This is a genomic window from Methylotetracoccus oryzae (assembly GCF_006175985.1).
Classification (GTDB): Bacteria; Pseudomonadota; Gammaproteobacteria; order Methylococcales; family Methylococcaceae; genus Methylotetracoccus; species Methylotetracoccus oryzae.
Map to the genome: position 1 here is coordinate 44,560 of NZ_SRSH01000009.1, position 13,896 is coordinate 58,455.

The following is a 13,896-nucleotide window of genomic DNA, read 5'->3' on the forward strand; positions in this document are numbered from 1 at the left end:
CAGTCATGGTCGCTCGTATTCAGTGAGCCCTTTCGGTCGCGTAATCCGTATCGCTATTTCGGTTTGGGCGGCACCTTGGGTGCCGGTGGTTTGGCCGCGGTTTCGTCCAGGTAGCGATAGGTCTTCACGACGGCATCCATCAGCAACTGTTCCTTGCCGCCCTTCGTGTTGCCTTCGGTACGGCGCGAGATCTTGATGTTGTGGATCGTTACGATCCGGGGCAGTGCGGCCAGTCCGCTGACAAAGGTTCCGAACTTCAGGAAGTCACCCACGACGCGAATCTGGATCGGCAATTCGGCATAGAACTCCTTGTTGACCTCTTCCGCCGGCTTGAACAACTCGAATTCAAGTCCGCTGGCCAGGCCGGTCTGAGACACGTCGACGAGAACGTCCGGTACCTGCGTCTTGTCGGGCAGTTGCTTCAGCAGGTCGCCGAAGGTCTGCTGAATCTCGACCAGTTGCTTCTTGTAGGCTTCGAGGTTTACCGCCTTCTTCTGTTTGATTTCGAAGGTCTGCTTCAGCTGGCTTTCCTGCGCTTCTTCCGCGGCGAGCTCTTCCAGTTGATTCCGTGTATCGAGGTAGTACCAGACCCCGGTGGTGGCGATGCACAGCACGCCGATGACCAGCGCCTTGACCGCCAATGGCCACGTGCCGGCCCGCTCCAAATCCCAGTCGATCTGGGTCAGGTCCAGGTTCATCGGGGCGTTCCTTCCGGTACGGTCGAGATCTGCTCCACGCGGACCGTGAACTGCTTAGCGAGCGGGGTCTTCGTGTCCTTCTCCTTTTCGGTCTGGATCACGTTGAGTATTGGCCGGGTCAGCCAACGGGACGATTCGAGATTCCGGAGATAGGCGGAGACGCGTCCGTTCGATTGTGCGCTACCGTTGATCACCATCTTCTGATCAGTTTGCGTCAGATCGCTCAGGGACACCCCCTCCGGGACCGTTTGTACGATCTCGTCGAACAGGTGCACGACGGCGGGGCGGCTGGTCTGCAACTGCTGGATGACTTCCATGCGGGCTACCAGACGTCGCTTCTGCGTATCCAGGTTCTGGATTTCCTTTATTTTTTCATCCAGCACGCGGATCTCCGACTTCATGAACTCGTTCCGTCGCACTTGGCGATCGATGGTGCGAGCGATATGAAGGTGCACACTGAGCATGACCAATAGGGTACAAAAAACGGCCAGCGCGACCCGCGCGAAGAAATCGCGCTTCTTCTGCTGACGCAGTTCGGCGCGCCACGGCAGCAGATTGATGTGGACGGTCAATCGAAACTCCTTAATGCCAGACCGCAGGCGACCATCAGCGCGGGCGCCTCGGCGCGCAGCGTCGGCGCCTTGATTCTGTTCGCCAGGGCCATGCCGGCAAAGGGATCGGCGATCAGCGTCGGAATCTCCAGCGCGGTTTCCAGATATTCGCGGATGCCCCGGATCTGGGCGCATCCACCGGCCAGCAGCAGTCTGTCCAGCTGGCGGTTCGCGCCGGAGGAGCGAAAGAACTGCAGCGACACGTTGATCTGTCGGGCCATGGCTTGCCGGAACGGGTCCAGCACCTCCTCCAAATAGCTTTCGGGCAGGCCTCCGAGTTTTTTTGCGAGCCCGGCTTCGGCAAAAGAGAGGCCGTACTTGCTCTGGATCTCTTCCGTCAACTCCTTGCCGCCGAACCCCTGCTCGCGGACGTAGACGCTCCGTCCGTCATGCACCACATCGAGTGTCATCATCGTCGCACCGACGTCGGCGATGGCGGTCGTTTGGCCCGCGCCGTGTTCAGGAAGCTGCTCGAGCATCACGCTGAACGCATTTTCCAGCGCATAGGACTCGACATCGACCACGCCGGCTCTGAGGCCGGCCAGATCGAGCGCGGCCAGACGATCGTCGACGTTTTCCTTGCGCGAGGCAACGATGAGCACGTCCATCAATTCCGCATTCCGGGCATTCGGCCCCTGCACTTCGAAGTCCAGGCTGACTTCATCCAGCGGGTACGGAATGTACCGGTCGGCCTCCAGTTCGATCTGCAGTTCGAGTTCGTCATCGCCCAGGGAGGCCGGCATCGTGATGATCTTGGTGATGACCGCCGAGGTGGGTACCGCGACGGCTGCCGTCTTGAGTCGGGTGCCGGATTGCTTGACGACCGCCTTCAAGGCATCGCCCAGGAGTTCCACGTTGGCCACCGTCCGGTCGACAATGGCGCCGGGCGCCAGCGGAGCCACCGCGCATGCCTCGACACGAATCAGCCCGGCTTTATCGCGGCTCAGTTCGAGTAGCTTGACGGCCGCTGTGCTGATGTCGATTCCGAGCAGTCCCGGTTTCGGTCTCTGTAATTGAAACATCGTGTGCCTTCCGTGCGTCCGCTGACCATCAGGAAGCCGGGGTCCGGATCGCCTTAATCGGTGCGTTAGACTGGTACAACCCTGCGCCCGATGGTAATCTGCTGCGCAAACCGATCCTTCGCAACACAATCTCTCGGGCCTCCCGTGGGGCCTCCGTCCAGATCAGCGCCGAGCCTGCGCCCACTTTCCCCCCACTGCTTCACAAATCTTCCTCTCCACGCGTGGCAATTCGCAAGAAAACTGGCTCCTCGGTGTTCGTCAGATTGCTGAAGGGGCTTATAGCCTTCGTTCTGTTCGCGATCCTGTTCGCCGCCGTCGGGTTGCTCGGATTGTACTCCTATCTGGAGCCTCAGCTGCCCGATATCGCTAGCCTGAAGGACGTACGCTACCAGGTACCCATGAGTATCTTCAGTCGCGACGGCAAGTTGATGGCTCAGTATGGCGAGGCGAAACGCTATCCGGTCGCGATCGCCGACGTGCCTGAAGCCATGAAGCAGGCTTTTCTGGCAGCGGAAGATGACCGCTTCTTCAACCATCCCGGGGTGGACTATCAGGGCTTGCTCAGAGCCGTATACACGTTTGCCAGCACTGGCGAGAAGAGGCAGGGGGGCAGCACGATCACGATGCAGGTCGCGCGAAACTTTTTCCTGACCAGCGAAAAGACCTTGGCACGGAAGATCAAGGAGATTCTGCTGGCCATCAAGATCGAGTCGACCCTGCCGAAGGAACAGATCCTCGAGCTTTACCTGAACAAAATCTATTTCGGCCACCATGCGTATGGGATCGCGGCTGCCGGGCAGATCTATTACGGGAAGGAGATACGTGACCTGACGCTCGCAGAGATTGCGATGATCGCCGGCCTGCCGAAAGCGCCGTCCCGCTACAATCCGATCGTCGACGCGCCGCGGGCCTTGGAACGGCGCAATTACGTTCTGCAGCGGATGGGCAAGCTCGGTTTCATCTCCCCGGAGCAGTTCCGGGAAGCGCTCGCACAGCCGAATACCGCGCGACTGCACACTCGAGCGATTGAACTGTCGGCGCCGTATGTCGCCGAAATGGCGCGCAATGAAATGGTCCAGCGCTACGGTGAAGACGCCTATGTCAATGGCTATCAGGTTCACACGACGATCGACAGCCGCTTGCAGCTCGAAGCCGAAAAGTCGCTCCGGAAGTCGTTGCGGCGTTACGACATGCACCGCGGTTATCGCAGCAGCAAGCAGCGCATAGACCTAAAGAAAGCCAAGACCGATGCGGACTGGGAGGAGGCGTTGCGCAAGATTCCGAGCGGTGGCGAGACCGTGCCGGGGGTCGTGATCTCGCTGAAGGACCGTTCCGCAACCGTTTATGTGGCCGGTACCGGACTGACGGAGGTCGACTTCGATCAGAGCGGTTGGACGCGTAATCCCCGTGAAGGCCTCAAGCCGGGGTCCATCGTCCGGCTCTCGGTCAAGGATGGGGGCGCCTGGGTGTTGGCGCAAGTGCCGGAGGTCGAAGGCGCCATCGTCGCTTTGGATCCGAAGGATGGGGCTCTGATTGCCTTGGTGGGGGGTTACGATTTCGCGTTGAGCAGCTTCAACCGCGCCACTCAGTCCCAACGCCAGCCGGGTTCCGGCTTCAAGCCCATCGTTTATGCGACGGCCATGGAGAACGGTTACACCCCGGCCAGTGTGGTCGTCGACGGTCCGATCGCGGTCAAAGACGAGTCGCAAAGCGGTGGGGTCTGGCGCCCGAAAAATTCGGGTGGCAAGTTCATGGGGCCGGTACGGCTTCGGGTGGCTCTCGCGAAGAGCCGGAATCTGGTCTCGGTGCGCCTGATGAAGGATGTGGGCACCGACAAGGTGCTCGAGATGGCGAACCGCTTCGGCTTCACCAGCGACGAACTGCCACGTGGTCTGTCACTGGCGCTGGGCAGCGGTCATGCCAGTCCGCTCCGGATGGCGCAAGCTTACGCCCCATTTGCCAACGGCGGCTTTCGAGTCGATCCTTATGTGATCGCCCGGATCGAGACACCCGACGGTGAAACGATCTTCGAGGCGAAGCCGCCCAGGGCCTGCCCGGAATGCCCGCTGGACGCCGAGCCGGCTGAGCCGGTCGCCCCGCGAATCCTGTCGCCGCAGGTGCATTACATGATGAACTCGATGTTGCAGGACGTCATTCGCACAGGTACGGCGAAGAAGGCGTTGCAACTCAGACGGAAAGACCTTGGTGGCAAGACGGGTACCACCAACCGCTCGCGTGACGTCTGGTTCAACGGCTACTCCCCGGCCCTGGTGACGGTGTGCTGGATGGGCTTCGATTCGTTCAAGTCGTTGGGCAAGCAGACAGGGGGTGACTTGGCGCTGCCAATGTGGATCGATTTCATGAAGACGGCGCTCGCCGACGTGCCTGAGGAATCCTTTCAGCAACCGGAAGGACTGACGGCCACCCGTATCGACCCCAAGTCGGGTATGCTCGCAGGGAAGGGCCAGGACGCCGGGGTCATGGAGCTGTTCCCATCGGACAAGGTTCCCAAAAAGCGTGCGGTGCCTAAGCCGGCCAAACGCAAGCCGAAGCCCGGCGAGGGAGGGGAGTTCAGCGAATTCGGTGGCTCATCCCGGGCGCCCAGTCGCGGTGGTGGCGGTTCCAGTCGGTCTATCGAGTCCCTCTTTTAACGTTTCGAACGCTTTGCCAACAGCGGGGAACCGCCGTGAATGCTCGCGACAGGGTCCAGTTCCGAATCGCCCAGGAAGCGGCTCGGGTGATGATCGAGGATGGCGTGGAGGATTATGGCAGGGCCAAGCTCAAGGCTGCCGAGCGGCTGGGGTTGCGTGACGTCCGGCAACTGCCGCGCAACGATGTGATCGATCTCGCGCGCCAGGAGTATCACCGGCTCTACCGGGATGCATCACACGAGTGCAGGTTGCTGAGCTTGCGGCGCATCGCGGTGGAAATCATGGCGCAGCTCGAGGCCTTTTCCCCCTGTCTCGTTGGTGATGCCGTCGCCGGCGACGCCGGGCCGCACAGCCCGGTCACGATTCAGGTTTTCCCCGAAGCGCCGGAGCAGGTCATCACGAAGCTGCTCGATGCACGCATTCCCTTTCGGGAGACCAGCCACCAGATCGCGGGCCGGATAGGGTTCGTGGAAGTACCCGGACTCCGTTTTTTTGCTGGCCAGTCGCGCGTGGACATCGTGATCCTCGCTCCAGACGGAGCGGGTCGTCATTGGGTGCGGCGCAAGAGCCAGCTTCCGAAGCTGTCGCTGGCCGAGTTGCGCAGACTGCTCGAGGATCAGCCGGGTTCGTCGCCGGACCGAAATACCAGGTGGACTACCTGAGGTGAGTGCGGCGCCGAGAAGGCCGCACTGTGGACGTGCCGGAGCGAGGCCGGAGGCGTGGGATGACGCTGGTAACGACCGGTCGGCGCGGCGAGCCGCGCCGATGCAGCGCGCTGCCCCGAGTGATCAGCCGCGGGCGTACTTGCGGCGGAACTTGTCGACCCTGCCGGCGGTGTCGACGATTTTCTGCTTGCCTGTATAGAATGGATGGCAGGCCGAGCACACTTCGACGTGTAGCGGCTCGCCGAGGGTGGAGCGAGTCTCAAACGTGGCGCCGCAACTGCAGGTCACGGATATCGTCTTGTACTCCGGGTGAATATCGGGCTTCATGGACTGGGTCTCCCAACTGGGCTGGCGCGAAAAGCCCCTAAGTCTACTTGACTAACCGCTACGCATCAAGCAAACCGAATCGGGCCAAGGTGACAGCCGCTTCGGTCACCGACCTTGCGCACTGATTCGCCCCGCCATTTCAGTTCTTTACCAGAGCATGCGCATCATCACGTTGAACGTTAACGGCATCCGGGCGGGTGCCCGAAAAGGGTTTTTCGACTGGCTACCACAACAGAATGCTGATGTCGTCTGCCTCCAGGAGATCAAGGGACAGACGCATCAGCTGACGGATCCCTTGTACTGGCCGGAAGGTTTGAGCTGTTATTACCTGGACGCCGAGAAGCCAGGGTATAGCGGCGTCGCATTGTATGCCGTGCGCGAACCGGATGAGGTCATCCAGGGGCTGGGCTGGCCGGACATGGACCGCGAGGCACGCTATCTGGAGGCTCGTTTCGGCAAGCTCAGCGTCGTTTCGCTCTACCTGCCATCCGGTTCGTCCAGCGAGGAACGGCAGGCAGTCAAATTCGACTTTCTGGAACGCTTCCTGCCGGTTATGGCCGAATTGATGCAGTCCGGTCGTGATTACGTCCTGTGCGGCGACTGGAACATTGCGCACAAGCCGATCGACCTGAAAAACTGGCGTTCCAACCAAAAGAACTCCGGCTTCCTGCCCGAGGAGCGTGCCTGGCTGGACAAGGTGTTCGACGAGCAGCGTTGGGTCGATGCGTTCCGTGTCGTGAACCCCGAGTCCGATCAGTACACCTGGTGGTCGAATCGGGGGCAAGCCTGGGCCAAGAACGTGGGCTGGCGGATCGACTATCAGATCGTGACGCCGTCGCTCCGGGACTGTATCCGTTCAGCGGCCATTTACAAAGATGAGCTATTCTCCGATCACGCCCCTCTGACCATCGATTATGACTACCCATTCCCCGCGTGAGGCCTTGCTGAACCGGCGCATGCTGATTTGCGTGTTGACCGGGTTTTCCTCCGGTCTGCCGTTGTTCGTGCTGATCAGTCTGCTATCGGCCTGGCTCCGGGAGGGGGGCGTCGACCTGAAGGCGATCGGCCTGCTGGCGCTGGTCCAGTTCCCCTACATCTGGAAGTTTCTGTGGGCGCCGCTATGCGATCGCTACGGTTTCCGTCTCGGTCGCCGCCGCTCGTGGATGCTCGTGACGCAGCTGGGCTTGTTGCTGACGCTGCCGGCCTTCGGGTTTTTTGCGCCGCAGCCGGATCTCGGGACGATCTCGGCGCTGGCGGTCGTCGTGGCGTTCTTCTCCGCGACTCAGGATATTGCGATCGACGCTTACCGACGCGAACTACTGCGGGATGAGGAGCAGGGTCTCGGCAACGTGATCCATGTGAATGCCTACAAGGTGTCAAGTCTGATTCCCGGTTCGCTGTCGCTGATTCTGGCGGATCACCTGTCATGGCAGGCGGTCTATTGGATTACCGCTTTGTTCATGCTGCCCGGCTTGTTGTTGACGCTGCTCGTGCGCGAACCCGAGGCCGCCGAGCGGGTGCCGACGACCCTGCGGCGCGCCGTGGTCGAGCCTTTTCGGGAGTTCGTCGGCCGGAACGGCTGGGTTTCCGCTCTCACCGTGCTGGCCTTCATCTTCTTCTACAAGCTGGGCGACAGCATGGCGACCGCGCTGGTCACGCCCTTCTACCTGGACATGGGCTACTCGAAAACCGAGATCGGCATGATCGCCAAACATGCCGGCTTGTGGCCTAACGTGGCCGGCGGCATTTTCGGTGGGATCTGGATGGTCTACCTGGGCACGCACCGGGCGTTGTGGGTCTTTGGCATGCTGCAGGCGCTCGTGATACTCGGCTTCGCGTGGCTGGCGACGGCAGGGCATACGCTGGTGGGCCTGGCGTCGGTGATCGGGGCCGAGGCCTTCGGCGTCGGGCTTGGCACCGCGGCCTTCGTGGCTTATATCGCCAGCACGACGAATCCGGCTTATACGGCAACCCAGTTCGCGCTGTTCACGAGTCTGGCCGCGACGCCGCGGACGCTGGCCAATGCCTTCACCGGGTTTCTCGTCGAGGGCGGGGATCTGAAGCTGGGCGGCCTGACCTTGTTCCACGTCGAGGCGCTGGGCTGGGAGCGCTTCTTCTGGCTGTGTTTCATGGCGGCGGCCCCGGGAATGCTGCTGCTGTTCTTCATCGCGCCCTGGAACGGAACGCCCCGGAGCTTTGGCAGGCCGGCGGCCGAGTCCGACCGCGCGGCCTGAAGCGGCGCTACTTCTTGACGTACAGATCGGTGATCGAGCCTTCGATCATCTCTGCAGCGAAGGCAAAGGTCTCGGACAGGGTCGGATGAGGGTGGATGGTCAGCGCGATGTCCTCGACGTCGGCTCCCATCTCCAGTGCCAGCATCGCTTCTGCGATCAGGTCGCCGGCATGCGGCCCGACCATGCCGACGCCGAGCAGACGCTTCGTGGCCTTGTCGCTGATCATCTTGGTCAGCCCCTCGCGCCGTCCCATGCCCAGCGCACGTCCGCTGGCGGCCCACGGGAACACGGCTTTTTCGAACTCTATCCCCTGCGCCTTGGCCTCGGCTTCGGAAAGCCCCATCCAGGCGACTTCCGGGTCGGTGTAGGCCACCGATGGAATCGACAGGGCCTGAAAGGCGCTGGGGTGTCCGGCGATCACTTCCGCGGCGACCTTGCCCTGATGCGTGGCCTTGTGCGCCAACATCGGGTTTCCGACCACGTCACCGATGGCAAAGATGTGTGGCACATTCGTGCGCTGTTTGTCGTCGACAGGGATGAAGCCCCGTTCGTCGACCTGAATGCCGGCGCTGGTGGCTCCGATTGCCGTACCGTTCGGTTTCCGCCCGACGGCGACCAGAACCCGGTCGAACAGATCGGACGCAGGCGCCCCTTCGCCCTCGAAGGCCACCCGCAGACCGGCCTCCTCGGACTGAATGGAACTGACCTTGGTCTTCAGGAAGATGTTCTCGTACTGCTTCTGGATCCGCTGCGCAAGCGGCTTCACCAGTTCCGGGTCGCAGCCCGGAATCAGTTGGTCCATCAACTCGACGACGGTAATCTTCGAGCCCAACGCGTGATAGAAGCACGCCATTTCGAGGCCGATGATGCCGCCGCCTACGATCAGCAAGCGGGTCGGCACGTCCTTGAGTTCCAGTGCGTCGGTCGAATCCATCAGACGCGGGTCATCGTATGGAAAGCCCGGAATCTTCACCGGCGTGGACCCGGCCGCGATGATCGCGTGGTCGAACGTGATCGTCGTTGCGCCCTCGGGCGATTCGACGCGGATTTCCCGATCCGAAGCGAAGCTGCCCAGGCCATGCACGACCGTGACCTGGCGCTGCTTTGCCAGCCCGGCCAGACCGGTATTGAGAGTCTTGACGATACGGCCCTTCCAGTCCCGCAGCTTGTCGAGATCGATTTCCGGCGGCGCGAAACGGATGCCGAACGGGGCGCTTTCCTCGGCGTCGTGGATCACGTGTGCGACATGCAACAGGGCCTTCGACGGAATGCAGCCGACGTTCAGGCACACGCCGCCAAGTGCGGCGTAGCGCTCGATCAGCACGACGCGCTTGCCGAGGTCGGCAGCACGAAACGCGGCCGTGTAGCCGCCCGGTCCGGCGCCGAGCACGACGACCTCGGCATGCAGACTATTCCCTGATGTAGTGGCGGAGGATTCGGTGGCCATGGTGCTCCCTAGCGTTGGTGCAATGGTGTCTCGGAGGAGTTCGTGTTGTCCGTGCCGGGCCTCGGTTCGGGCTGCGCGTGCTGCCGCAAGAAGTCGGTGACCGCCGTGGACGCGGTCGTTGCGGAGCCAAGACTCCGCAACGAGCAAGAGATCAGAGCAGTACGCGCCGCAGGTCGCCCAGCAACTGCGCCAGGGTTGCGGCGAACCGCGCGGCTTCGGCGCCGTCGATGACCCGATGATCGTAGGACAGCGACAGCGGCAGCATCAGTCTCGGAACCCACTGGCCATTTTGATAGACCGGTTTCAGTTGAGCCTTGCAAACGCCCAGAATGGAGACTTCGGGTGCGTTGACGATGGGCGTGAACGACGTGCCGCCTATGCCGCCCAGGCTGGAAATCGTGAAGGTACCGCCCTGCAGGTCCGTGTTGCGGAGCTTCCGATTGCGCGCACGCACGCCCAGTTCGGCCAGCTCCGCGGCGATTTCGTAGACGCTCTTGCGGTCGGCATCGCGTAGCACCGGCACCACGAGCCCATCGGGGGTGTCGACGGCAAAGCCGAGGTGGTAGTACTGCTTGAGGATCAGCTCCTCGCCGTTGGCCGCCAGAGACGCATTGAAGTTCGGGAAGGCCTTCAGCGTCGCGATGACGGCCTTCATGATGAACGGCAGCAGCGTCAGCTTGACCTCGCGCCGTTCGGCCTCCTGCTTGAGTGACACGCGGAAGGCTTCCAGGTCGGTGATGTCCGCCTCGTCCTGATGGGTGACATGTGGGATCCCCACCCAGGCGCGATGCAAGTTGGTGGCCGACAGCTTCTTGATCCGGGACATCGGCTTCCGGTCCACCGGGCCGAACTGCGAGAAATCGATCTCGACCGGCTCCGGCAGCGAAAAGCCAGACGCTGCGGTTCGCTCCGGTTGCTGGAGGCGCTGCTTGATGAAATTCTGCACATCCTCCTTCAGGATCCGCCCCTTGATGCCGGTTCCGCGAATCTGAGCGAGATCGGCGCCCAGTTCCCGCGCGAACTTCCGTACGGACGGGCTGGCGTGCGGCGGCGCCCCCTCGCCAAGTGGAGTGGTCGTTGGTGGCGGCGGTGCTACCGCGGCGGTAACCTGAGCCGGTTGTGGCGTCGCCGCCGGGGCGGAAGGGGGCGCCGTGGCGGCAGCGGGCGGCTCCGCTGTGGGCTCGGGCTTTGGCGGTGCGGCAGCTGCTGCCGGTGCCGGTTCGCTCGCGGCAGTCGGCGCGTCCCCCTCTTCGACCACCAGCGTGAGAATCGGGGATCCCTGGCTGACGCGGTCACCCAGTTGCACCTTCACTTCCTTGACCGTGCCCCCGAACGGGGAGGGCACTTCCATGGCCGCCTTGTCGCTCTCCAGTGCGATCAGTGAATCATCCGCCTTGACCGCATCACCGGTCTTGACCAGGACCTCGATGATTTCGACGTTCTTGTAGTCACCGATATCCGGAACGGATACCACCGCTTCTCGACCCATAGATGAATTCCTAGACCGTCAGAGGATTGGGCTTTTCCGGATCGATCTCGTAGCGCTTCAGCGCCTCCGTGACCTTCTCCACCGGGATCTGGCCTTCATCGGCCAGGGACTTGAGCGCGGCGACCGCGATGTAGTAACGGTCAACCTCGAAGAAACGGCGCAGCGCCTTGCGGCCGTCGCTGCGGCCGTAGCCATCGGTGCCGAGGACCGTGTAGTGCCGCGGTACCCAGGCGCGGATCATGTCGGGCACGGTCTTCATGTAGTCCGTTGCCGCGACGATGGGGCCCTTGGTGGGCGCCAGACATTCCTCGACGTAACTGATTCGCTTCGGCTGGTCGGGATGCAGGAGGTTCCAGCGTTCCTTTTCGAGCGCATCACGCCGCAACTCGCCAAAGCTTGTGGCGCTCCAGACATTGGCCTTGATGCCGAAGTCGTCGTCGAGGAGCTTTGCCGCGGCGATGCTTTCGCGGAGTATCGTGCCGCTGCCCAGCAGTTGTACCGATGCCTTTTTTCCCGAGTCATGGATCTGGTACAGGCCCTTGATGATCCCTTGCTCCGATCCCTTCGGCATGTCCGGATGCGTGTAGTTTTCGTTCATGACCGTGATGTAGTAGAAGACACTCTCGCCTTCCTGATACATCCGGCGCAGGCCGTCCTGAACGATAACCGCCAGTTCGTAGGCGAACGTCGGGTCGTAGCTGACACAATTGGGAATCGTCGACATCGTCAACAGGCTATGACCGTCCTGATGCTGCAGGCCTTCTCCGGCCAGCGTCGTGCGACCGGCCGTTCCGCCCATCAAGAAGCCACGTACCTGCATGTCGCCCGCGGCCCACAGCAGATCGCCGACCCGCTGGTAGCCGAACATCGAGTAGTAGATGTAGAACGGGATCATCTGCACGCCGCAGCTGCTGTAAGCCGTTCCTGCGGCGATCCACGAGCAGGCGGAGCCTGCTTCGTTGATGCCTTCCTCGAGGATTTGCCCGGTCTTGTCCTCGCGGTAGTACATGATCTGGTCGGCGTCTTCAGGCGTGTAGAGCTGGCCGACCGACGAGTAGATACTGTACTGGCGGAACAAGCCCTCCATGCCGAAGGTACGCGCCTCATCCGGCACGATGGGGACGATGTAGCGGCCCAGCTTCTTGTCGCGCAGCAGGATCGTCAGCATGCGGACGAAGACCATCGTCGTCGACAGCTCCCGGTCCTCGCTGTTCTTCAGCAGGCTTTCGAACAGGCTGAGATCCGGTACCTGCAGCAACGGCGCCTGCTCCCGCCGCGCCGGCAGGTAGCCGCCGAGCGCGTGCCGGCGCTCCTGCAGATACTTCATCTCCGGGCTATCCTCGGGTGGCTTGTAGAACGGGATTTCCGCCAGGCGGTCGTCCGAGACCGGGATGTTGAAGCGGTCGCGGAAGGCGCGCAGCGCCTCCTCGTTCATTTTCTTCTGCTGGTGCGTGATGTTCTGGCCTTCGCCTGCGCGGCCCATGCCGTAGCCCTTGACGGTCTTGGCCAGGATTACGGTCGGCTGACCCTTGTGGTGCACGGCCGCATGGTAGGCCGCGTAAACCTTGTGGGGGTCATGACCGCCGCGATTGAGTCGCCAGATGTCCTCGTCGGACATGTTGGCGACCATCTCGAGCAACTCGGGGTATTTGCCGAAGAAGTGCTGGCGCGTGTAGGCCCCGCCCTTGGCCTTGTAGTTCTGGTACTCGCCGTCCACGGCCTCTTCCATGCGCTTGATCAGCAGGCCGGAATGATCCTTCAGGAACAGCGGATCCCAGTATGAGCCCCAGATGACCTTGATCACGTTCCAGCCGGCGCCGCGGAATTCCGCTTCCAGTTCCTGGATAATCTTGCCGTCGCCGCGCACCGGACCATCGAGACGCTGCAGATTGCAGTTGATCACGAAGACCAGGTTGTCCAGCTTCTCGCGTCCGGCCAGGCCAATCGCACCGCGGGATTCCGGCTCGTCCATTTCACCGTCGCCGCCGAAGAACCAGACCTTGCGTTCTTCGGTCTTGAGAATGTCGCGGTTCTGAAGATATTTAAGGAAGCGGGCCTGATAGATCGACATGATGGGACCAAGCCCCATCGATACGGTCGGAAACTGCCAGAAATCCGGCATCAGCCATGGATGCGGGTAGGAAGACAGGCCGCCGCCGTCCACCTCCTGGCGGAAACGTTTGAGCTGCTCTTCGGTCAACCGGCCTTCCAGGTAAGCGCGCGAATAAATGCCCGGCGCCGCGTGGCCCTGGAAGTAGATCAGGTCGCCGCCATGTTCCTTGGTGGGTGCACGCCAGAAATGGTTGAACCCGACGTCGTAGAGCGTGGCCGCCGACGCGAAGCTGGCGATATGCCCACCGTATTCACTCGACTTGCGGTTGGCTTGCAGTACCATCGCCAGCGCGTTCCAGCGCACGTATGAACGGATGCGACCCTCGATTTCCTGGTCGCCCGGTATGCGGGCTTCCATTTGCGGCGGGATGGTATTGAGGTAGGCCGTATTCGCCTTGTACGGCAGGTTCGCGCCCGAGCGGCGAGCCTTCTCGACGAGGGACTCGATCAGGAAATGCGCCCGCTCGATTCCCTCCTGCTCGATGACCGCGGCCAGCGCATCGAGCCATTCCCGCGTCTCGCCGGGGTCGACATCGCGGTCGTGTGGGACTTGCGCGAGCGTGAGGGGATTGACTGCTGCCATGTGTGCCTTTACGTACGCTGGGGTTTGAACAATCGGCGGATTATAGTCTTACCGCTC

The 13,896-nt window shown here is 62.0% G+C and carries 11 protein-coding genes; 4 read left to right on the forward strand and 7 right to left on the reverse strand.

Translation table 11 applies throughout. The features are described 5' to 3' along the window. Positions 1 to 53 precede the first annotated feature (53 nt). The 3 genes from BWR02_RS10485 to BWR02_RS10495 are packed head-to-tail and all read right to left on the reverse strand — an operon-like array spanning position 54 to position 2,331. A complete protein-coding gene (locus BWR02_RS10485) occupies positions 54 to 698 on the reverse strand; it encodes a type IV pilus inner membrane component PilO (protein ID WP_236102122.1) in 645 nt (214 codons plus the stop codon). Beyond that, positions 695 to 1,270 (reverse strand): PilN domain-containing protein, encoded by a 576-nt coding sequence (locus tag BWR02_RS10490; RefSeq protein ID WP_201276228.1) that lies wholly within the window; start codon positions 1,268 to 1,270, stop codon positions 695 to 697. The genes BWR02_RS10485 and BWR02_RS10490 overlap by 4 nt, the downstream gene beginning before the upstream one ends. Next, positions 1,267 to 2,331 carry a pilus assembly protein PilM gene (locus BWR02_RS10495; protein WP_139557710.1) on the reverse strand — a complete coding sequence of 355 codons (1,065 nt, stop codon included), beginning with the start codon at positions 2,329 to 2,331 and terminating at the stop codon, positions 1,267 to 1,269. Before BWR02_RS10495 ends, BWR02_RS10490 begins: the two co-directional genes overlap by 4 nt. A 251-nt stretch (positions 2,332 to 2,582) precedes the next feature. On the opposite strand from BWR02_RS10495, the gene BWR02_RS10500 reads away from it, so the two are divergent. After that, the gene (locus BWR02_RS10500; protein WP_236102124.1) at positions 2,583 to 4,982 is read left to right on the forward strand and encodes a penicillin-binding protein 1A; all 2,400 of its coding nucleotides are present in this window, start codon (positions 2,583 to 2,585) and stop codon (positions 4,980 to 4,982) included. A gap of 35 nt (positions 4,983 to 5,017) precedes the next feature. After that, positions 5,018 to 5,644, forward strand: a complete 627-nt coding sequence (locus BWR02_RS10505; RefSeq protein WP_139557712.1) for a hypothetical protein — start codon at positions 5,018 to 5,020, stop codon at positions 5,642 to 5,644. A 126-nt stretch (positions 5,645 to 5,770) separates the two neighbouring features. On the opposite strand, the gene rpmE is transcribed toward BWR02_RS10505, so the two are convergent. Continuing rightward, on the reverse strand, positions 5,771 to 5,974 hold the full coding sequence (rpmE, locus tag BWR02_RS10510; RefSeq protein ID WP_129883770.1) for a 50S ribosomal protein L31: 204 nt from the start codon (positions 5,972 to 5,974) through the stop codon (positions 5,771 to 5,773). A gap of 157 nt (positions 5,975 to 6,131) precedes the next feature. Between rpmE and BWR02_RS10515 the strand changes: the two genes are divergently transcribed. Both BWR02_RS10515 and BWR02_RS10520 read left to right on the forward strand, forming a co-directional pair. Then, positions 6,132 to 6,911: an exodeoxyribonuclease III gene (locus BWR02_RS10515; RefSeq protein WP_139557714.1), complete on the forward strand. Its 780-nt coding sequence runs from the start codon at positions 6,132 to 6,134 to the stop codon at positions 6,909 to 6,911. After that, entirely contained in the window at positions 6,889 to 8,208 is a 1,320-nt protein-coding gene (locus BWR02_RS10520; RefSeq protein WP_139557716.1) for an AmpG family muropeptide MFS transporter, read from the forward strand. Before BWR02_RS10515 ends, BWR02_RS10520 begins: the two co-directional genes overlap by 23 nt. Positions 8,209 to 8,215: 7 nt before the next feature. On the opposite strand, the gene lpdA is transcribed toward BWR02_RS10520, so the two are convergent. The 3 genes from lpdA to aceE all read right to left on the reverse strand — a co-directional run bounded on the left by lpdA (position 8,216) and on the right by aceE (position 13,839). Then, the gene (gene lpdA, locus BWR02_RS10525; RefSeq protein ID WP_139557718.1) at positions 8,216 to 9,655 is read right to left on the reverse strand and encodes a dihydrolipoyl dehydrogenase; all 1,440 of its coding nucleotides are present in this window, start codon (positions 9,653 to 9,655) and stop codon (positions 8,216 to 8,218) included. A gap of 151 nt (positions 9,656 to 9,806) precedes the next feature. Beyond that, positions 9,807 to 11,144: a dihydrolipoyllysine-residue acetyltransferase gene (gene aceF / locus BWR02_RS10530; RefSeq protein ID WP_139557719.1), complete on the reverse strand. Its 1,338-nt coding sequence runs from the start codon at positions 11,142 to 11,144 to the stop codon at positions 9,807 to 9,809. A 10-nt stretch (positions 11,145 to 11,154) separates the two neighbouring features. After that, on the reverse strand, positions 11,155 to 13,839 hold the full coding sequence (gene aceE / locus BWR02_RS10535; RefSeq protein ID WP_139557721.1) for a pyruvate dehydrogenase (acetyl-transferring), homodimeric type: 2,685 nt from the start codon (positions 13,837 to 13,839) through the stop codon (positions 11,155 to 11,157). Between the last annotated feature and the right edge of the window lie 57 nt (positions 13,840 to 13,896).